This is a genomic window from Aliiglaciecola sp. NS0011-25 (assembly GCF_040370605.1).
Taxonomy (GTDB): domain Bacteria; phylum Pseudomonadota; class Gammaproteobacteria; order Enterobacterales; family Alteromonadaceae; genus Aliiglaciecola; species Aliiglaciecola lipolytica_A.
The window spans coordinates 275,534-294,995 of sequence record NZ_BAABWR010000001.1 but is presented as its reverse complement, the minus strand read 5'-3'; the positions used below and the strand labels follow the sequence as shown (position 1 = coordinate 294,995).

Annotated in this window: 18 protein-coding genes; 10 read left to right on the top strand and 8 right to left on the bottom strand. The window is 42.5% G+C overall.

Features of this window, described 5'->3' with window-relative positions:
- Nucleotides 1-308 precede the first annotated feature (308 nt).
- The 4 genes from ABWV72_RS01340 to rtcR form a co-directional block, all read right to left on the bottom strand.
- Complete coding sequence (locus ABWV72_RS01340; RefSeq protein ID WP_342805486.1) at nt 309-686, bottom strand: VOC family protein; 378 nt, start codon at nt 684-686, stop codon at nt 309-311.
- 71 nt (nt 687-757) lie between these two features.
- On the bottom strand, nt 758-1,543 hold the full coding sequence (locus ABWV72_RS01335) for an SDR family NAD(P)-dependent oxidoreductase (protein WP_353368384.1): 786 nt from the start codon (nt 1,541-1,543) through the stop codon (nt 758-760).
- 347 nt (nt 1,544-1,890) lie between these two features.
- Nucleotides 1,891-2,370: a thioredoxin family protein gene (locus ABWV72_RS01330; RefSeq protein ID WP_353368383.1), complete on the bottom strand. Its 480-nt coding sequence runs from the start codon at nt 2,368-2,370 to the stop codon at nt 1,891-1,893.
- 64 nt (nt 2,371-2,434) lie between these two features.
- Nucleotides 2,435-4,051 carry an RNA repair transcriptional activator RtcR gene (gene rtcR / locus ABWV72_RS01325; RefSeq protein WP_353368382.1) on the bottom strand — a complete coding sequence of 539 codons (1,617 nt, stop codon included), beginning with the start codon at nt 4,049-4,051 and terminating at the stop codon, nt 2,435-2,437.
- Nucleotides 4,052-4,620: 569 nt separating this feature from the next.
- Here rtcR and ABWV72_RS01320 point away from each other — a divergent pair.
- The 4 genes from ABWV72_RS01320 (at nt 4,621) to ABWV72_RS01305 (ending at nt 8,332) form a co-directional block, all read left to right on the top strand.
- On the top strand, nt 4,621-5,790 hold the full coding sequence (locus ABWV72_RS01320) for a slipin family protein (RefSeq protein WP_353368381.1): 1,170 nt from the start codon (nt 4,621-4,623) through the stop codon (nt 5,788-5,790).
- Nucleotides 5,791-6,215: 425 nt separating this feature from the next.
- Complete coding sequence (locus ABWV72_RS01315) at nt 6,216-6,665, top strand: DoxX family protein (RefSeq protein ID WP_353368380.1); 450 nt, start codon at nt 6,216-6,218, stop codon at nt 6,663-6,665.
- Between the two features lie 9 nt (nt 6,666-6,674).
- On the top strand, nt 6,675-7,373 hold the full coding sequence (locus ABWV72_RS01310) for a pirin family protein (RefSeq protein ID WP_353368379.1): 699 nt from the start codon (nt 6,675-6,677) through the stop codon (nt 7,371-7,373).
- A 68-nt stretch (nt 7,374-7,441) separates the two neighbouring features.
- A complete protein-coding gene (locus ABWV72_RS01305) occupies nt 7,442-8,332 on the top strand; it encodes a LysR family transcriptional regulator (RefSeq protein ID WP_353368378.1) in 891 nt (296 codons plus the stop codon).
- Between the two features lie 37 nt (nt 8,333-8,369).
- Here the strand turns inward: ABWV72_RS01305 and pdsS are convergent, their stop codons facing one another.
- A complete protein-coding gene (gene pdsS, locus ABWV72_RS01300; RefSeq protein ID WP_303501864.1) occupies nt 8,370-10,529 on the bottom strand; it encodes a proteobacterial dedicated sortase system histidine kinase in 2,160 nt (719 codons plus the stop codon).
- Between the two features lie 3 nt (nt 10,530-10,532).
- The gene (gene pdsR / locus ABWV72_RS01295; protein WP_216049178.1) at nt 10,533-11,225 is read right to left on the bottom strand and encodes a proteobacterial dedicated sortase system response regulator; all 693 of its coding nucleotides are present in this window, start codon (nt 11,223-11,225) and stop codon (nt 10,533-10,535) included.
- A 226-nt stretch (nt 11,226-11,451) separates the two neighbouring features.
- Between pdsR and pdsO the strand changes: the two genes are divergently transcribed.
- Genes pdsO through ABWV72_RS01280 form a run of 3 tightly spaced genes read left to right on the top strand, consistent with a single transcriptional unit; the run spans nt 11,452 to nt 14,949 of the window.
- Nucleotides 11,452-12,222 carry a sortase-associated OmpA-like protein PdsO gene (gene pdsO / locus ABWV72_RS01290; protein ID WP_216049177.1) on the top strand — a complete coding sequence of 257 codons (771 nt, stop codon included), beginning with the start codon at nt 11,452-11,454 and terminating at the stop codon, nt 12,220-12,222.
- Nucleotides 12,223-12,232: 10 nt separating this feature from the next.
- Nucleotides 12,233-14,371, top strand: a complete 2,139-nt coding sequence (locus ABWV72_RS01285; RefSeq protein ID WP_353368377.1) for a marine proteobacterial sortase target protein — start codon at nt 12,233-12,235, stop codon at nt 14,369-14,371.
- Nucleotides 14,341-14,949 (top strand): class GN sortase, encoded by a 609-nt coding sequence (locus ABWV72_RS01280; RefSeq protein ID WP_303501868.1) that lies wholly within the window; start codon nt 14,341-14,343, stop codon nt 14,947-14,949. The genes ABWV72_RS01285 and ABWV72_RS01280 overlap by 31 nt, the downstream gene beginning before the upstream one ends.
- Before the next feature lie 7 nt (nt 14,950-14,956).
- On the opposite strand, the gene ABWV72_RS01275 is transcribed toward ABWV72_RS01280, so the two are convergent.
- Nucleotides 14,957-15,874, bottom strand: coding sequence for a M14 family metallopeptidase (locus tag ABWV72_RS01275; RefSeq protein WP_342805454.1), 918 nt, complete (start codon nt 15,872-15,874; stop codon nt 14,957-14,959).
- A 282-nt stretch (nt 15,875-16,156) separates the two neighbouring features.
- Between ABWV72_RS01275 and ABWV72_RS01270 the strand changes: the two genes are divergently transcribed.
- The 3 genes from ABWV72_RS01270 to trmB are packed head-to-tail and all read left to right on the top strand — an operon-like array spanning nt 16,157 to nt 18,561.
- On the top strand, nt 16,157-17,089 hold the full coding sequence (locus ABWV72_RS01270) for an ABC transporter ATP-binding protein (RefSeq protein ID WP_342805452.1): 933 nt from the start codon (nt 16,157-16,159) through the stop codon (nt 17,087-17,089).
- Nucleotides 17,089-17,859 carry an ABC transporter permease gene (locus tag ABWV72_RS01265; protein ID WP_216049172.1) on the top strand — a complete coding sequence of 257 codons (771 nt, stop codon included), beginning with the start codon at nt 17,089-17,091 and terminating at the stop codon, nt 17,857-17,859. The genes ABWV72_RS01270 and ABWV72_RS01265 overlap by 1 nt, the downstream gene beginning before the upstream one ends.
- Nucleotides 17,860-17,889: 30 nt before the next feature.
- Nucleotides 17,890-18,561 (top strand): tRNA (guanine(46)-N(7))-methyltransferase TrmB, encoded by a 672-nt coding sequence (gene trmB / locus ABWV72_RS01260; RefSeq protein WP_216049171.1) that lies wholly within the window; start codon nt 17,890-17,892, stop codon nt 18,559-18,561.
- Between the two features lie 67 nt (nt 18,562-18,628).
- Here trmB and ABWV72_RS01255 read toward each other — a convergent pair whose 3' ends face one another.
- Nucleotides 18,629-19,339, bottom strand: coding sequence for an EAL domain-containing protein (locus ABWV72_RS01255; RefSeq protein ID WP_216049170.1), 711 nt, complete (start codon nt 19,337-19,339; stop codon nt 18,629-18,631).
- Nucleotides 19,340-19,462 lie beyond the last annotated feature (123 nt).

Here is a 19,462-nt window from a genome sequence, read left to right as displayed (position 1 = left end):
TGCCCATGGGTTTTACAATGTTATGGGCAGAGCGAAAGCTCCGCCTACGGGGAGGGCGTTCATCCAGCTTTTGTAGCATGGGTTTTAGCCCATGGGAGGCTTGTCTTCTTTCGCGGGGCTAAAGCAGCCGCCTACAATAAAAATACCGTAGCATGGCCTTTAGGCCATGGAATCTTGTATGTTATCGCGGGGCTAAAGCCGCCGCCTACAATAGAAATATCGTAGCATGGCCTTTAGGCCATGGAATCTTGTATGTTCTCGCGGGGCTAAAGCAGCCGCCTACAGGGAGAGTTCATGTGGCATGGGTTTTAGCTCATGGAATGCAACCCGAACATATTGCCTTCCGTATCTATCGCAAGCACTATAAATCCGTAATCACCGATCGACATTTTTTGCCGTTGAACCTGTCCTCCGGCACTCTCAACTTTAGCTCCTTCTATTGCGCAGTCATCACAGGAAAAATAGACTAAGGTACTATTTCCGCCAGCAGGAAAATCTGACATCTTCACGAGTGCGCCTGATGCGCCATATTTTTCCATGTCAGATGGGAAAGCGAGCATCTCTACACTGCCATCACTAGGATCGCTTAACGCCTCCAACTCTACATCAAATACTTTTTCATAAAATGCCTTAGCACGCTTAATGTCGTCGACATAAATTTCAAACCAACCAACTGGATTTTGCATAACTTTCTCCTATCAAAATACTTCACTAAAACTTCGAGAAGTATAGGTCAAATTTTTAGTACCCTTTAAATTTAAAGGGTAAATCTACGAAATAAGCCATTGATACGCCGTACCATCCAGCGTGGATAATGGGTGGCATACTGGACTAACATTTTATTGGCCAATTTATCTAGAAATACCACGTCACCTTTTATCATAGCTTTATAGGCGTCGTTGGTGAGGGAATCTGGTTGTGCTTTTAGAAAACTTGGGATGTACTGTTCAACGCCATGGGCGCCACTCAACATCTTAGTTTCAGTAATCCCCGGACACACGCAAGTCACAGTTACGCCGGTACCTTTAAGATCTTCTGAAATCCCTTCACTGAACGACAAAACAAATGCTTTACTTGCACCATATGCACTAAAACTTGGGGTCGGCATAAAGCTGGCGATAGAGCCTACATTGACTATTCGGCCTTCGCCCTTCGCAATCATAGGGCCAACAAATACGCGGGTCATATTGACTAGGCTTTGAATGTTCAGTTGAATTAAGTTGTTGAGCGTTTCTACATCCGCTTGTTGAATGGGGTCTATTTGCATCATGCCTGCGTTATTGACCAAAATGTCGACTTCTATTTTATCGGTCATTAACTGTTCATATAACTTTTGTGCGCTATGTTTAAGGCTTAAGTCGGTGGGATATACATGACAAGTCACAGCATATTTTGCATTTAAATAAATCGATAATTCATTTAACTTTTGCTGATTACGAGCCACTAAAACCAGATCGTGTCCGTGTTTGGCAAAGGTTTCGGCGAAACTCCTGCCAATCCCTTCTGATGCTCCCGTTATCAATACTGTGTTTAATTTGGTCATAAAAAATCCTGTTTTATTCGCGCGCGTATTTTAAAAGTCATCAATTGAACTGAAAATTGTAGTCCAGATTGAACATAGCAGCTTTTTTGTTTGAGACCCAAGGGTATTCTTGTTGACTGTTTTTTGCACTATCGATTGGTTTGGCAGATGCTTAAATGGCAGTGCTTCGGAGTAACAAAAGGAATTCAGCGATACAAGCTAGTAGCGACTAGGCGGGACTAAAGACGATTGATTTGAACCCCAAGTTAGTGATGAATTTAAATTCGTGGACCCTTCTGTTCAATCAAGCCGTTGTGGCACGGGATTTATCCCGTGAAGATATGTTTGAGGTTTCTTATGTGACTTTATTATTGAACGCTCAATACTTTGTTCAAATTGCCAATAAATTCCATTGAATCGAATGTGAGTGGCAAACGAGTAAGTTTTTCGCCCGTAGAGTCGAGAATTAACAATACCGGATACCCAGTTACGCGGTAACGTTCAGCGAATTGTTGCCCTTGTTCTGTATCATAGTCGACCCGGGCAAACACGAAGTTTTCATCAATTACGTCCTTGACTCTGTCATTGGTAAAAATTGTGCTGTCTAATTTACGACAAGTGGGGCACCAAATCGCAGACATGTCAGCCAACACCAATTTATTATGGGCTTGGGCTTTCGCCAGCGCCACATCAAAGTCAAGCATCTGGATTTGAATTTTGTCTTTCGCTTGCTGACCTAAATGACTTTGATACCATTGATAAGCTAAGTAAATAAAGGTAGCGACGATAATAAACAGAACTATATTGACCAATTTATTATTCGATTTTGATGTATTTTCAGATGACATTGTCTTTTTAATTACCTCTTGATTGTTGCGCCTTTTAAACTAGACCTGTGCTTTTTGCGTTTTATTACACACTCGTTTGCAAATTATCGTTGAGTTGCGTAAAGCTTAATCCAAATTTTTGTAAGTAAACCCGTAATCTATGGGAGTCGTTGCTGCTTATTTTGTTTTGTCTGCTAACGTTAAACAATTTACGACCTGCATCGGCTAAATTTTCTGATGATAAACAAACGTGTATAACATTTTGTAATTGCATCTGGTCGAATATATCCATCGCAGCAAGTTGATGTTCGTCAAGATAGCGACTTAACTCTACCTGTTTTGTGATCGCTCCACTATGCCATCGTTGATTTAAACGAATAATCTCCGCATCTACAGTCGCTGAATCAATTCGCCCTCCTTTGCTTAACGTCGCCATGCGTTTTACGCTGGCGTTGAGATCACGAAAGTTGGCGGTCCATAGGGCCTTTTCACTGCGGGCAAACTGTAAATAACGTTTTTTTGCTTCACTTCCAAAACGAATATGCACATCATTAAGCCGCGCATACTGACGTAATTCAAAATCTAAATTTGGCTCAAAATCTTCGATACGTTGTTTAAGTGCGGGTAAACGCCAGTTCCAAATGTCAATTCTGGCAAGCAAGTCTTCCCGAAACCGACCTTGCGCCACAGCACTACGCAAATCTAAGTTGGTACCTGCAATTAATTGAAAATCGCTGTATACCGCTTTATCACTGCCTACTGGATAAAATTGTTTTTCTTCAATGGCATGCAGCAACATGGCTTGTTCATCAATCCCTAATTCGCCAATCTCATCTAAAAATAAAATACCCTGGTCGGCATTTTTCAGATAACCATCACGGGCACTTTGCGCGCCAGTGTATGCACCTTTGATATGCCCAAATAAAGCAGACATGGCCCCATCACCAACTAGGGTGGCACAATTGACAGCCACTAAACTGCCAATAACACCGCCTCGAGAAACCTTTAATTCGTATATACGTCTAGCCAACTGGGTTTTGCCCGCGCCTGTGGGGCCTTCTAGTAACATTGGGTCTTTAGCGTTGATTGCTACCTGCTCAATTTCTTCAATCAATTGGTTAAACGCAATGTTGCGGGTTTGAATGCCTGCTTTTAGAAAATCTCTTGCGGATGCGGCTTGTTCAGAAAAGCGGGCCGCTAAGGCTGCATATTTAGACAGGTCCAAATCGACAATACTGATCACACCTTTAGCCCGATTTTCTGCTTCAGGGTCTGGCGAAACCTGAACCAACTTAGACGCAGGATATATTTGCGCTTCGCTTAACATGAACATACAGATTTGGTTGACGTGGGTACCTGTGGTGATATTCAAGTAATAGTCTTCTTTGTCGGTATCAAAATCATAGTGACTGGCATGTTGATATAACCAATTGTATACATCGGCAAAATCCCAAGGATCATTCCAAGCCGTTTCTACTAATACCACCTCGGTAGCAGGAGATACCTCTACAACGTCGGCGCTGATTCGCCGCGCTAAATTGAGGTGCGAGGGTTCGTATAATAATTCTAATCTATCGACCTGAAAATTATCTTGCATCACTGCACTGATGGTGGGGCGCCACGTTTGCCAACGTTTGGCACCACGGCCCTTATGGTCCTTTACCACTCCCAAAATGGTAAACATCACATTTTTGCGACTCATGATTTTCAGCCTATCTAAAAAAATATAACTTTATCTAATTAGATATATTTTGTGAAGTTGTCTTTTGAGGTGTTGTGTTGTGGAGTGGTAATAAATTTATATTTATCAATGATATAAATTTTATTTCTAAGTTTTTATTTTTGTGGCACAGCACTTGTAATACATCAATTGTTTTTAACGAAGCGGAGTTGTTTCAAACGGCAACCTGATACACGTGGCAATGCCAAAAGTGTATATCTCGGCAAGAACACCACTTAAATTGGTGTGAAAGCACCTCAAACGACATAGTTTGATTGATGATTAAACGAAGAGAGGTAAAGGCGAAAGCCCTGTGGGTTCGAGTCCCATAACCATTGTAATAGCCCGACATAAGGCTAGTGAATGACCACTGTGGTGAACTCACACAAGCAACATTGATTTAGTAGGCACTGTATGGATGCAGTGCAAGGATGTTCAGAAAACGACGCCTGCTAAATCAACCTTGTTTGTTGTCAATTCACGCAAGTTACTTACCCCTTATGTCACACACCTTAGGGTGTGTTGAGGCACTAAAAAAAGGAGAAGCTCTAATGACTAAACAAGGGAAATTTATAAAAGTATTTATTGTTGCAGAAAACACAATCGCGTTTCTGTATAGAAACCAACAATTCATGCAGGTATTGCCTGCTGGGGAGCATCGTTTGTGGGATTTTAGCAATACCCTGACGATGAAACAGTTTGCAGCAAATAGCATGTACTACTCAGATGCTGATTCGTTTTATTTAATTAAAACATACCCAGAGGTGGCAGAGTTAGTTCATGTTTGGCGCTTAGGTAACGACGAGCTGGGATTGTTATATATCGATGGCCAGCTTTGTGGTGTTGTCGCTCCAGGTGAGATCCTACATCTGTGGAAATCTGCGGGCGAATTCCGTTTAGACAAAGTTGCTCTAACCGGTGATCTTGAAGTGGCTAGATCTGTGTTGGAGGAAATTAAGCATCGAGGTAAAAATGATAGTACCAAGTTGATTGCCACCAAAAGCTCCGTTAAGCGGGCACCAGTCGCTATGGTTGAAGTCAAACCGCAGCATGCCAGCTTGCTGTATGTGGACGGCAAATTCATGCGTACTTTGGGTGCGGGAACTTATGGCTTTTGGCAGCTAAGCAACACGGTTACGGTAAAAAATTTCGATTTGCGTTCACGCAATCAAGAGGTTTCTGGGCAGGATATCTTGACCAAAGATCGGGTTACAGTGCGGGTGAATTTAAGCGCCACGGTGAAAACCCTAGACCCAGTTATTGCTGCAGAGCAAGTAGAGAATTTGGATGAATACATCTACAAATCATTGCAGTTAGCCTTGCGTGAAGTGGTTGGAACTAAAACCTTGGACGCACTGCTTGAAGACAAGCTTTACGTTAACCAAACCGTCAAAGCGTTGGTTGAACAGGAGTTACATTCGGTTGGTGTAAGACTTGAAAGAGTCGGCGTGAAAGATATTATTCTGCCCGGGGAAATCAAGGCAATCTTGAACCAAGTAGTGGAAGCACAAAAAGCCGCTGAGGCCAATGTGATCAAGCGTCGGGAAGAAACCGCTGCGACCAGAAGCTTGCAGAATACCGCAAAAATGATGGAAAACAACCCAACGTTGTTGCGCTTGAAAGAGCTAGAGTCACTGGAAAAGGTGTCAGAAAAAGTAAGCAACTTGAACGTTTATGGTGGTGTTGATCAGTTGTTGCGGGAAACCGTTAAATTGACTTAAAGGTTATGGACGGAGCAAGGAAGCTTCAGCCCAAGGACGGGCTTCTGCCCGTAGCATGACCTTTAGGCCATGGGAGGTTGTTATTTCGCGGCGCTAAAGCATCCGCCTACACATTCAAACCCCTAGGCATGGCGTTCAGGCCATGGGAGGTTGTTTTTTCGCGGCGCTAAAGCATCCGCCTACACATTCAAACCCGTAGCATGGCGTTCAGGCCATGGGAGGTTGTTTTTTCGCAGGACTAAAGCACCCGTCTTCAGGGTGATATTGATAACCTGAATTATCCCTTATCGTTAATTCAAATTATTTGAACTAAATCATCAAAATGTTCCGGTTTTAATTTCTTTTTCCGTCTATATACTCTTTATTAACAATTTTGAAGAGGCTTCTTCAAATATTTTAATTTCAAATAAATTGAGGGTGTTGTTATGAGTGGAACATTTTTAGCGAAAGTTTTTAATTCAGATCAAGGGTTTTCACCATTGGCATTAAGAATTCCAGTAGGAATAATTTTTATTGCCCACGGTAGCCAGAAGTTGTTTGGTCTGTTCGGTGGCTACGGTTTAGAAGGTACCGCTCAGTTTATGTCGTCACTGGGGTTAGAGCCTGGTTATTTGATGGCGTTGTTGGCTGGAGCAGGAGAATTCTTTGGTGGATTGTTTATTCTAATGGGTTTGTTAACTCGTCCAGCAGCAATAGTAACGGCAATTACGATGCTAGTGGCTATATTTACAGTACATATTGATAATGGTCTGTTTATGTCCAACGGTGGATATGAGTTTGGTTTAGCTTTGTTGGCAGCGTCTGTTTCCTTAGCCATTTCCGGTTCAGGAAAATTGGGTTTGGATGTTTTAATTGCTAACAAGTTATCTTTGTAGGAGTACGCCATGTTGACGCTACGTAAAGCTGCCGATAGAGGCAAAGCTAACTTTGGTTGGCTTGATAGCAAACATACATTTTCGTTTGGTTCCTATCATGATCCGAAACACATGGGGTTCTCAAAATTACGAGTGATTAACGATGACAAGGTTTCGCCTGACGCTGGATTTGGCACTCACGGTCACCGCAATATGGAAATTATTAGTTTCGTTACCCACGGAGTGATTGAGCACAAAGATAGTATGGGGAATGTACAATCTTTACCCAAAGGTGAATTTCAGTTGATGTCAGCTGGAAAAGGAGTTCAGCATAGTGAATATAACGCTTCGCCTACTGAACCCTTGACCTTTTTACAGATATGGATTGAACCCAACGAGTTTGACGGCAAGCCTAGTTATCAGCAAAAAGACTTTGGTTCGAAATTAGGCATTACACCCATTATTACGCCAACAGGTGAGAATGGCACATTATCGATTAAACAAGATGCGTCGTTAAGCCAATTAATTCTAGCGCCAGGGCAAATTATCGAACTGGATATTGATGAAGATCGTAAGTATTACATTCATCAGGTAGAAGGCAGTTTAACGGTTAATTCAGACGTACTTGATGTTGGAGACGGTTTGAAAATCGAAGATGAATTAAGCTTGAAGTTAGAAAATTCAACTGAACAGCAGCTTGTGGCTTTGTTATTCGATTTGCCGAGCTAGAGTGATCAATTACATCAGAGCTTGAGGTAATACCTCAGGCTCTTTTTTGCGTTTAAGGAACCTACACTATGCATCACGCAATTTCATTGGAATCGCTAAGAGTGTTGCACGCAATTGAGCGTAAAGGCAGTTTTTCTGAAGCGGCCAAAGCATTATTCAAAGTGCCGTCTGCACTCACTTACACAATGCAAAAGTTGGAGTCAGAACTGGGGGTGGAACTCTTTGATCGCAGTGGCAAACGCGCGACTTTAACTCAGGCTGGCCTGATATTGCTGAATGAAGGTCAAGGGATTCTTGATGCGGCCGCACGACTCGAAGAAAAAGTGAAACAAGTGGAGTCTGGCTGGGAAACCCAACTGACGATTGCCAAAGATACAGTTATGCCGAATAAACCCGTAATTGAGCTGATTAAAGGGTTTTGTTGTTTAGATAAACAAGTTGAAATTACGCTAATTGAAGAAGCGTTAGCTGGTGGGTGGGATGCGCTATATTCAAACCGTTGTGACTTGGCAATTGGAGTCACCGGGGAACTACCCAAAGGGCCCTATGCTGTGCATCAAATAGGCGAAATTGAATTTGTGTTTGTTGTGGCTAAAGAGCATCCGTTGGCGGATTTTATCGGAATATTAGAAGGCCAGAATATTAAACAATATCCCGCAATTGTTGTAGCCGACAGTTCGCGCAATTTGCCAGAACGTTCAAGTGGATTATTTGAAAGTAAACAAGTGATCAGGGTTCAGAATATGATGGCTAAGCGCGATGCACAAGTGCAAGGTTTAGGTATTGGATTTTTACCTCTTCATCTAATTAAATCACAATTGGATAGCGGAGACTTGGTGGCGAAAGCCACATCTTTGCACCGTCCTGCGGTACCTGTGTATATGGCATGGGAAAAGCATAAATCAGCTAAAGCCTTGGCGTGGTTTATTGAGCAAGGCAAGAATCATAAGTGGTTTTAGGTTAAGCGATAATATCCTTTGAGGCTAAAACCAGTTGTTACAGGCGGATAACCACTTCCACACCTTTTTCGTCTTCACGGTTTTGAATATTGATTTTTGCTTTGTGATATTCAGCGATGATTTTGGCAATATAAAGGCCTAAGCCTAAGTGTGTTTCGTGATTAACTTGGTGATCTCTTACCGAAACCATGGAGTTGAGTAACTGTTCATGCATATTCTCTGGCAATTTGGGCCCAGTATTGGCGATGGTCAGCTCCATATAGCCATTTTTTTCCATCAACGATAACATTATTGTGTTGTGTACAGGGCTAAATTCCACGGCATTAGCTATTATTTTATCTAGCATTTGTGCAAACAATTCAGGCGAGCCATTTAAATTTTTAATCAAATTGTGGGTATTTAAAGCAAATTTATTTTGTGGATAAGCAATTCGATAACCTTCTGTGCAACCCATGAGTAATTCGGATAACTCAAAATTTTCTCTTTCACTGTATTGAATCGCTTGTTCCAGACGAGTGGCTTCACTCATGTTGCTGAGAATTTTACTGAGGCGATGAATGCCTGATTGTGCACGTTCAATATATTGCTGTTTTTCCTGTTCGTCATTGCCGTTATTTTGTTCCATGGATAAGTTCTCTAATGACGATTTAACAATGGCCACAGGGGTGCGTAGTTCATGGGATAAGCGGGAACTCATATTTTCCAAATAATGATTATATTGTTGTAATTTGTCTAAAACGCTGTGAAAGGTTCGAGATAAATCACCGATTTCATCTTGGGTATTGGAACGGGGAATATTCCCCAAGATTTTACCGTTTTCGTCAATTGCAGATTCAGTCTCGTTGCGCAGCTTACTGATCCGAAACGAGATCCGAGATGCAAATAAAAACAGCGCTGCGGTGCCTAAAAATACCACGGCAATTATCACGTGGAATAGCTGTTCTAGTGCACGGTTTCTTAGGGTGCGGATACCGTGGGTAGTCTGCTCAACTACCACAGCTCCCATCACTTGTTCATCGATAAATATTGGGTGGGCTGCAGATAACACTACGGCTTTGTTGTCCGGTGATAAGCGCCACTGAGAGCTAGCCGTACCCGTTAATGCTTTGGCTAAATCTTGGCCTTTCAGTGCATAGGCATTTTCCAATTCATCAACGAACCCTGCTGGCGGTTTTGTGAGTATTTGATAATACAGCGGGAATAACCAATCTTGTTCAATTCGATGCCAGAGTGTATCGCGCTTTCGCGGTTTGGGAGCAATTCGCACGCCAGTTGCATCTTGAATCGAACCCGAGCGGGCGAGCACACGCATGTGTTTATCCACTACCCAAACTCTAGCATTAGAGTATTTTAAACCTTTTAAAATCTTCTCAATTTCAGGGGAGGGAACTAGTACAGTGCCTAAAGAATCGGATTGGTTAGGATTGGCAGTGCCAATAATATATTTACGTTCTCGGCTTTGTAAATCGTCCACATCTGCTATAGCAAAGGCAATTTTGCTGGACATAATTTCTAATGGAAAACGCAGTTCTATGTTGTAACCATTTTCAGTTTCCTGCCAGTTACCTTGGATAGCGGTTTCCAATGATAGAGGACGCAAAGATTCAGGGTTTTCATCAAGTAAATAGGCGTTTACCCAACCAGACTGCTGGGGCGCGACAATATATCGTCTGAATTCTCCTTGGGGATCGGTTACCGCTATTAATAAATAGTCATTTCTATCGACTCTAAGACTATTTTTGGGGCGATAAACCAAGTGATCATCCACCACCTCAAACATGGCATACAGATACTTATTATATTGCCCGACCATGTGCTCAAAATAGAAACTCTCGGGATCATAAAATACATTTTGTTCGATTAACTGCATTTCTGCGTAGTGCAAAGATAAGTGGCGATAATCAACCCAATCATCTAGCTGGCCGTCTAATTGTATTGGATCAACAATTTTATGGGCGTAAAGATCCGTTCCGGGTTTTACATCTTGCAAATAAGATGACTGGCTATCAAATAATGTTGGTCGTTCATGTAGCGCTGTAGCAACTGCTCGGGCGGTGCCTTCCATTGTCTGTTCCTGACCGGTGCGCAGGTAGCTTTCCAATTCCCACACGTACTGATACCCCAACCATGGAATGGTAAATAGAAATAACGACAGTAATAAAAGTTTTAAGCGGATGCCAAAGCGAAGACGGTTCATAAACTAACTAGATTTCCAGCGATAGCCCATGCCGTAGACGGTTTCAATGCGATCGAATTCGGCATCTAATTGCATAAACTTCTTACGTATACGCTTAATATGCGAAGTAATAGTAGTGTCATCAACGACCATTTTTGATTCATCCATAAGTTGTTGGCGACTTTTCACATGGCCAGCATATTTGGCAATGGCATGTAACATCCAAAACTCAGTCACGGTTAGTTCTATGGATTGACCGTGCCAGCTAACGGTCATTCTATTGCTGTCCATTAGTAAGGCACCAGACTCGATCAAATCAGTAGCAACTTGCGGTTGATTGAGTAGTTCGGTGCGTCTGAACAAGGCGGCGATGCGAGCCAGTAAATGAGGCAAACTAATGTCTTTGGTTAGATAGTCGTCGGCACCCATGCGTAAACCACAAATTGTGTCGTAATCATTGTCTCTAGCGGTAAAAAAGATGATTGGTAGGGTTTTCGATAATGAACGAAGTTGCTGACATAACATAAAGCCGCCGTCTATTTCTTCATTTAAGCCAATATCGACTACAGCTAAGTCAGGTAATCGCTGCATAAAGGCCTGCTCTGCATCAATACGACTAGCATAAGTAAATACTTCGTAGCCCTGTTTTTGCAACGCCGATGCATAATTATCTCTAATCGCTGGGTCATCTTCGACTATGGCAATACGTTTTGACATCAATTTACCGCTTTTTCTAACTGTTTCTGTTTAGTGATAACAACTATATCGCAAAAATTTGTTCAGCCCATGGCCTTTTAGCTGAATAAATGCAATTTCCATTTTTTCGCCACATTTGCTCACCACATTGCCATTTTTGCCTGCATTTGATGACAGAAAGTCCCGCTTAAATAGACTCCATCGAAACAACACAAACTAAAACAACTTACTCTTTTGGAGAACAACTATGAAAAAACGTATTTTATTTCCACTTACCGCAATCGCTTTAAGTCTTTCGACAAATGTTTTGGCTGCAGACGGGGTTTCCAAATCAAGAACAACAGAAGAGCAAACTAATGGAGCCATTGGTTTTGGGTCTGGTGCGGTGGCAGGTGCATTGGTTGCGGGGCCGGTTGGTGCAATAGTTGGTGGTCTTTTTGGGGTGATGATTGCCGAAGATGTAAACAGTGACAATGCGCTGGAGGCAAGTGAAAGCGAATTGACGAAAAGCTATGCCCAACTATCGCAACAACAAGAACAACTTGCTCGTCAAGAAGCTCAGTTAATCGCGTTACAACAGCAATATGAACAGGCGCAACAAGAAAACCAAGTGCAATTGGTTGCCATGGATAATGAGATTGAGCGAGTGATGCAAGAAATGGAATCAAATATTCAATTCCGAACGGCGTCCTATGTACTCGAGTCGCACTTTAAACCGCAGTTAGATTTAGTTGCACAAGGATTAAAAAATAACCCTAATTTAGTGGTCAGCTTGTCGGGCTTTTCTGACAGCCGTGGTGATGACTCTTTCAATCAAGCATTGTCTGAACAGCGCGTAGTGAGTGTTAAAGACTATCTTTTATCTCAGGGGGTTGATGATAAGCAAGTACTTACTTTGTCTTTCGGTGAAACGCAGCCAGTCTCGGCCGAAGCTAACAACGAAGACTTCTTCTTTGATCGTCGAGTGCTAATTCGAGTTGCTGAAGGTCAACAATCGATGACTGCATCAAACCTATAGGAGAGCGACAGTGATTAAGCGTCTGAGATTTGTCATCGTCCTTTCGCTACTTTTTATCTTAGGTGCGGTGCAATATGCAACGCCCTTTTTCAAGGATGAAAGTACCGATGAGCCATCCACTAGCCAATCTAGGTTCAAAATAGATGTGTCCTATGAATCTGTAGATGGTGCTAACTCATCTGTGTATGTAGATGATTATCAACAAGTTGAACAGGGAAGTTTGTTTTTACAAAAACAGGGAGAGCAAGGGTATTTGTTGTCACCGCTTTTAGATACGCGGGTAGACATGAATATTACCGGCTTAATTGCTCGGGCTAAAGTGACACAGACGTTTACTAATATCAGTGATGAATGGGTGAATGGTATTTATGTGTTCCCGCTACCCGAGAACGCCGCAGTGGACCATTTGGAAATGCGAATTGGCGAGCGGCGGATTGTGGGGCAGATTCATCCTAAACAGAAAGCCAAAGCCATATACGAACAAGCGAAACGAGAAGGAAAAAAAGCCAGTTTGTTGGTGCAGCAGCGACCTAATTTATTTAAGAATTCAGTGGCAAATATAGGCCCTGGTGAGTCGATTAAAGTGACTATTGAATACCAACAAGCGGTAGCTTATGAAAACAATACCTTTAGTTTGCGATTTCCAACAACGGTAACACCAAGGTACTTACCTAAATTGAATCTAGATGCAGGGACTCAAGCGGTTGCTGATAGCGGTTGGGGCATGACACCGCCAGTCTACAAGGAAAACCCTCCTTCGAATAACCAGGCACAAGAGCCTGAGCTGATGCATAAAGTGGCTATCAATATCGCCCTAAATACAGGCTTTGCGTTGCAAAATATTGAAAGCAAATTCCACCCCATTCATCAATTAGAGAAAAAAGCCGGAGTTTACGAAATATCCTTACAGCAAAACATGATAGCCAATCAAGACTTTGTACTGAGTTGGCAGCCAGAAGCTAATCAAAGTCCTAAGGCTGCACACTTTGTGCAGCGTACCGAAGAGGGCATTTACGGCATGGTGATGTTGATGCCACCTGATGGGGATACTGAAACCTTGAATTTGCCTAGGGAAGTTATCTTTGTGATTGATACATCTGGCTCAATGTCAGGAGACTCAATGCCGCAAGCGAAACAAGCGCTCATATATGCCATTCAACAATTGCCAGAAAGTGACACTTTTAATTTAGTTGAGTTTGATTCAACGGCGAGGAAAATGTGGGCCACTCCCAAAGTTGCTAACACTAACAGTAAATCGGCAGCCGTGGAATATGTCGCGAATTTGAGCGCCGATGGTGGCACCGAAATGTTGTCAGCGCTGCAATTGGCGTTAGGTCAGCAGAGTCCAAGCGCTGCTTTTAAAGAAACTGAAAGTCGCATCCGCCAAGTTATTTTTATCACCGACGGCTCGGTGGGTAACGAGGCTAGCTTGTTTGAATACATTCAAGATAATTTGCAACAAAGCAGGTTGTTCACGGTTGGGATTGGTTCAGCTCCGAATAGCTTTTTTATGACTGAAGCGGCGCGGATGGGAAAAGGTACCTTTACCTATATTGGCTCTACTGATTCAGTGCAACAACAGATGCAGAACTTATTTACGAAATTGACCCATCCATTGTTAACTGATTTGATGATGAGCTTTTCGCAAAATGTTGAGGTCTATCCCCGTAACTTACCCGATTTATATAAAGGTGAGCCGCTTATGGTGAGTTATCGTGGGGCTGAAGCTGTGGATAACTTAATTGTCACTGGATCCTTGAAAAATCAACATTGGCAGACGGCTTTGTCTTTACAAAATGGCGGCAGCGAAACCGGTTTAAATGTGCTTTGGGCGAGGCGCAAGATTGCCCAATTAGGCCGAGATAAAATGTTGGGACAAGATTACGATGAAATGAACAAACAAATTGAACAAGTGGCGATGGCACATCATTTGGTCAGCGAAATGACCAGTTTGGTTGCCGTGGATGTAACTCCTACTGCGCAAAATACAAGTAAGGATGCACAGCTTAAATCGCATTTACCCAAAGGACTTAAAAGGACGTTGGGTACCTTACCGCAAACCGCAACAGCGGCCCAATTACAATGGATGTTAGCGTTACTACTTATGGGGGTTGGATTATGTATGGTCATTTTCACAAGGCACCGTTAAGACGAAAAGTGCTGAATATCGTTTGGCGTTATAAATGGGCGAGTCTGTGTTTTGTAATGAGTGCATACTTGTTTGCATCCAGCGGCTATATCCATGCCAAAGCACAGTTAGCACAATATTTAATTGAAGATGCTTGGGTTGAGTCGTTACACAGCGGTGAAAAAATAGCCCCTTGGGCATGGGCTGATACCTGGCCTGTTGCCAAGCTCAATATTGCTGACCAAAGTTTGTATGTTTTAGCGGGGGCAACAGGCAGGGTGATGGCATTTGGCCCTGGTCATATGAGCAGTACGCCTTTTCCTGGGGAGCCGGGTAATGCGGTCATTACGGGGCACCGTGATACCCACTTCGCGTTGTTACAAGAGATTAAAATTGGCGATGTAATAACCACAGAAACGGTAAATAACGTTAGTCAGTATGAAGTATTGGAAGTGCGGATTGCTCATCAAAATCAGATTAATTTAACCGAGTCTGGTATCGATGATGAACTAACTTTGATTACCTGTTATCCGTTCAACAGCGCCGCACCTAATCCTGAACTGCGATACGTGGTGCGGGCTTTGAAAATTGATGCCTAGAACTAGATTACATTTGCTTGATTAAGTAGTCTAGACCACCGGTGATTGCGGCTACTTGGGCGAGAATACAGTTTTCGTCGTCGACTTTCGGGCTGTCCGGGTAAACCTCTGTAGTGGTGACATACTTAGCGCCCGAAAAGCCACCACATAAGAATAGTTTACGTTTGTCATAATTAATTACTCCCCGTTGTTCCATTGGCGTTCCAATGAGTTTTCCATCGGCATCAGCGGGCGCAATGTGAGTGACTTTTTCTACCGAATCTATCACCGCTTTTTGAAATTCAGGAGCCGGATTGTTGCTGTCTCCAACCCCATAAAATCCATCAGGAATATCCCACACATCCTGATGAATACCATCTCTTGCACTCAGTGCCGGACGAAATTCAGAGTTGTCTGTGTCAGTGGTTTCGTGCAGATCAAAATGGGCTAACAGGTCTAGTTGCAAGCCTTGCACATAATCCATGGCTAGCGCTGCTTCAGGGGCAGGTGAATTAGGATAAAACGAACGGTTTGGATCAATCGCTTTTGGGTCCCAGCGATTAATGGTTTCATAACCCCAAGGGCTTAAGCAAGGTAAAACCACAAAATTAAAGTGCTCTTCATAGGCTTTTGCTTTGCTTTTAACAAACCGAATCGCTCCTTGTACACCGCTAGTTTCGTAACCATGTACACCACCGGTAATTAAAATGCTTGGTTTGTCGTCGTTCCACGCTTTAGTTTTGATCGCAAACAGAGGGTAACGCTCTTGGTCATAGGGCAGCGCGCCATATTGAAGTACTTTAAAGGACCCTTTTAAGTCTTCTAGTTTTGCCAATACCTCAACCTTGTATTCCCGTTTGACTTGTTGGTTATTCAACCATTGCGCTTTTTCAGCATCGCCCCAAGGTTGACCAGGCACGCCAATTGCGTATTCTTCGTAACTCATGTTGTTCCTATTCATACGTTAATATTGCAGATTTTGGTAAGGTAACACCTGTAGTTTCAGGCTGTAAACCTTTGCATCAAAGTGACGATAAAGCGTCATTAAAAAACGCTTTAATTGTTTATTCACACTTGAAATATGGCAAAATGACAGCATATTCGAAGTTGACCTGACTCTCTCTCCTTCAGGTTATATCAAATTCGATCGATTGAACCTCCGTTAAGTTTGCGATTAGCAGGCGTTTAGGTTCACCAAAATAAAATAAAAAGTTAAATGGGAAGCGCTATGAAAGCCTTAGACATTTCTGGTCTGACAAAAACCTACAAGGGTGGTACACAGGCTTTAAAGGGTATCAATTTACAAGTCTCCGAGGGAGATTTTTTTGCTTTACTAGGCCCAAATGGCGCAGGTAAATCTACCACCATTGGTGTGATCAGTTCGTTAGTCAATAAGTCTACTGGAACGGTAAACGTATTTGGTCATTCTGTCGATACTGAGTTGGTTGAAGCCAAATCCTGTATAGGTCTAGTGCCGCAAGAGTTTAACTTCAATCAATTTGAAACCCTTTACCAAATTGTGGTCAATCAGGCCGGATATTATGGTGTCCCTCGTAGTATTGCCAAACAACGGGCCGAAAAATACCTTAAGCAATTGGATTTATGGGAAAAGCGCAATGAGCCGGCAAGAGAGCTTTCTGGCGGTATGAAACGTCGTTTAATGATTGCGCGGGCATTGATGCACGAACCCAAAATGTTGATTCTTGATGAACCCACAGCCGGCGTTGATATTGAGATTCGCCGTTCAATGTGGACCTTTCTAAAAGAAATTAACGAGCAAGGTATCACCATCATTTTAACCACTCATTATTTAGAAGAAGCGGAGATGCTGTGTCGCAATATTGCCATCATTGATAAAGGCATTATTGTTGAAAATACCAGTATGAAGGCTCTTTTATCTAAATTGAGTATGGAAACCTTTGTACTGGATTTACCTGTTCAATCAAAACCACCCACTTTACAAGGTTTTGCGTTTCGCAATATTGACGACCATACACTTGAAGTGGATGTAGACAAAGACGTTGGTTTGAACGATGTATTCCGTCAGTTGACTGACCAAGGAGTAACAGTTTTGAGTATGCGCAACAAAGCCAACCGATTAGAAGAGTTATTCGTCAGAATGGTCGAAAAAGGCAGAAAAGAACAGGCAGGAGCAGCATAATGGCAAATCGCAATTTCACAGCCTTACGCACTATCTGGATTAAAGAATGTACTCGCTTTTTGCGGATCTGGATTCAAACCCTAGTACCGCCAGCGATTACCATGTCTTTGTACTTCGTTATCTTTGGAAGCTTGATTGGCTCGCGTATTGGCCAAATGGGTGGTTTTTCGTATATGGAGTTTATTGTACCGGGTCTAATTATGATGTCGGTGATCACCAACTCTTATGCGAATGTGAGTTCCTCGTTTTTTAGTGCCAAATTTCAACGTAATATTGAAGAGTTACTGGTAGCGCCGGTGCCTAGTTGGATTATTGTTCTAGGGTTTGTTGGTGGCGGTGTGGCGCGGGCAATACTGATTGGTATTATTGTCACTACGGTCTCGATGTTCTTTGTGGATATTCAAATCCACAATTTAGCGATAATCATCGTTACTCTTATTCTGACATCCTCTTTGTTTGCCACTGCAGGCTTAATTAATGCTGTTTACGCTAAAACATTCGACGATATCAGTATGGTACCAACCTTTGTTCTTACCCCATTAACTTACTTAGGTGGTGTTTTTTATTCGCTAACCTTGCTACCAGAATTTTGGCAGTGGGTGAGTAAAGCCAACCCAATCGTGTATATGGTTAATGGATTTAGGTACGGTTTTCTCGGCGTTTCAGATGTCGACTATATGTTATCGTTAGGCTTGTTAGTCGGTTTTAACTTGTTGTTATTCACCATTGCATATCAACTAATTAATCGCGGTGTCGGCATTCGAAGTTAAATCTAAAGCAAGGTTAAAGATACAGTTATTATGCATACAGGTAATTCGCGAAGTATTACTAGCAACCAGCTTGGACCCCATGAAAAAGTGTCTGAGTTGGTGCGTCGACATCTAGCCAACACTAGTCAAAAACCCTTTAATCAGCATACTTTGGATGCGTTCGAAGATGTGAAAAAGTGGCGTTTGCAAGTGGACCCTGAATTGCGAAAGCCTTTGATTTTTGATTCTTGTTGCGGTGTTGGTGAAAGCACATCGCACATTGCCGCGCAGTTTCCGGATGCGTTAGTGGTGGGAATTGATAAGTCTGAATTGCGTACCAATAAACATGTTCATTACAGCGATAAAGCGCCTAATTATTTAGTAGTACGTGCGGATGTGAATGACTTTTGGCGCTTGGCTAATTCTGCCCAATGGCAATTGAGCCATCATTTTTTACTGTATCCCAACCCCTACCCCAAATCATCTCAGGTGCAGCGAAGGTGGCATGCCTGCGCTGCATTTAAAGACATAGTTGGACTGGGTGGAATATTAGAGGTGAGAAGTAATTGGCAAATTTACATCCAAGAGTTTGCGGTTGCGTTAAATACTGCGGGTAAGTCGGCCGCTGTGAGTCCTTATCATAGCGCTGAGCCACAAACCCCGTTTGAGCGAAAATATTGGGCCAGTGGGCAACAAAGTTGGCAGGTTGTTAGTCACCTGTAATTGATTAGGCTGCCGCGTTATTTAGTTCGCGGCGCTGTTTGTTGATTTTAAGCGGATAAACCTCAGTCTAACAATTCGGTTTTGGAACGCTAAAATAGTAGCCTTGGGCATATCGAATGCCTAATTCTTTTAATTTTTCTAAGGTTGCCCAAGTTTCCACATGCACTGCTACAACACTTATTTCTTTCTCTTTTGCCAGACCCGTAAAGTGTTCTACAAATTCATAGGTTTGTTGATTTTCCATTAACTGAGAAATCAGTCCGCCAGCTATCTTTATACCGTTAACCGGCAGATTTAAGATGCTGTTGATATTGCCTGGTGTAGCACCAAAATGATCGATGTATATGGCGATATCTAACCTGCGACACTGGGCAGCGAAAGACTGGAAATCATCTATATTTTCAAGCACTACAGCAGCCGTTAACTCCAAGCCAACCCGTTTAGGATTAGGGTAGTCGTGAAGCGCTTCTGATAGTGTATTGAATAAATCTGGATTGAGCATATCTTGTTTGTTGATATTGATGTTCCATGCCGCGTTCAGATCTCTAAAATAGTTTGCACTACGATTCAAAATCGTTTCAGTCAATTGTACAACGGACTCTTGTTGTTCAATAACATGTAAGAACTCACTTGGCAGAAAGGTTTGTTCACTTGGAGTGACTAATCTGGCTAGGCATTCAAAACGCCAAACCGTTTCTTGAGATATGTCCATTATAGGTTGGAAAAAAGGAACTATTCTATCCAGACTAAAATTATCCGTGACTTCTTGTATGTGCATAATTGTCCTCGTTACAGCATTATGACTTCTGAGCGTCGGTTTATTTTAATCAATAAATAAGGCTTGCTCGGAATTACAACAATAGCACCACTTTTTCCGTTCAGAAAATGAAACTTCCTGAGA

Excerpts from the sequence above, each read along its gene's own strand:
- rtcR (WP_353368382.1), bottom strand. The coding sequence starts at position 4,051 with ATGAGTCGCAAAAATGTGATGTTTACCATTTTGGGAGTGGTAAAGGAC.
- pdsO (WP_216049177.1), top strand. The coding sequence starts at position 11,452 with ATGAAAAAACGTATTTTATTTCCACTTACCGCAATCGCTTTAAGTCTT.
- ABWV72_RS01255 (WP_216049170.1), bottom strand. The coding sequence starts at position 19,339 with ATGCACATACAAGAAGTCACGGATAATTTTAGTCTGGATAGAATAGTT.
- ABWV72_RS01310 (WP_353368379.1), top strand. The coding sequence starts at position 6,675 with ATGTTGACGCTACGTAAAGCTGCCGATAGAGGCAAAGCTAACTTTGGT.
- pdsS (WP_303501864.1), bottom strand. The coding sequence starts at position 10,529 with ATGAACCGTCTTCGCTTTGGCATCCGCTTAAAACTTTTATTACTGTCG.
- ABWV72_RS01315 (WP_353368380.1), top strand. The coding sequence starts at position 6,216 with ATGAGTGGAACATTTTTAGCGAAAGTTTTTAATTCAGATCAAGGGTTT.
- ABWV72_RS01340 (WP_342805486.1), bottom strand. The coding sequence starts at position 686 with ATGCAAAATCCAGTTGGTTGGTTTGAAATTTATGTCGACGACATTAAG.
- ABWV72_RS01330 (WP_353368383.1), bottom strand. The coding sequence starts at position 2,370 with ATGTCATCTGAAAATACATCAAAATCGAATAATAAATTGGTCAATATA.
- ABWV72_RS01280 (WP_303501868.1), top strand. The coding sequence starts at position 14,341 with ATGTATGGTCATTTTCACAAGGCACCGTTAAGACGAAAAGTGCTGAAT.
- trmB (WP_216049171.1), top strand. The coding sequence starts at position 17,890 with ATGCATACAGGTAATTCGCGAAGTATTACTAGCAACCAGCTTGGACCC.
- ABWV72_RS01320 (WP_353368381.1), top strand. The coding sequence starts at position 4,621 with ATGACTAAACAAGGGAAATTTATAAAAGTATTTATTGTTGCAGAAAAC.
- ABWV72_RS01275 (WP_342805454.1), bottom strand. The coding sequence starts at position 15,874 with ATGAGTTACGAAGAATACGCAATTGGCGTGCCTGGTCAACCTTGGGGC.
- ABWV72_RS01270 (WP_342805452.1), top strand. The coding sequence starts at position 16,157 with ATGAAAGCCTTAGACATTTCTGGTCTGACAAAAACCTACAAGGGTGGT.
- ABWV72_RS01265 (WP_216049172.1), top strand. The coding sequence starts at position 17,089 with ATGGCAAATCGCAATTTCACAGCCTTACGCACTATCTGGATTAAAGAA.
- ABWV72_RS01335 (WP_353368384.1), bottom strand. The coding sequence starts at position 1,543 with ATGACCAAATTAAACACAGTATTGATAACGGGAGCATCAGAAGGGATT.
- ABWV72_RS01305 (WP_353368378.1), top strand. The coding sequence starts at position 7,442 with ATGCATCACGCAATTTCATTGGAATCGCTAAGAGTGTTGCACGCAATT.
- pdsR (WP_216049178.1), bottom strand. The coding sequence starts at position 11,225 with ATGTCAAAACGTATTGCCATAGTCGAAGATGACCCAGCGATTAGAGAT.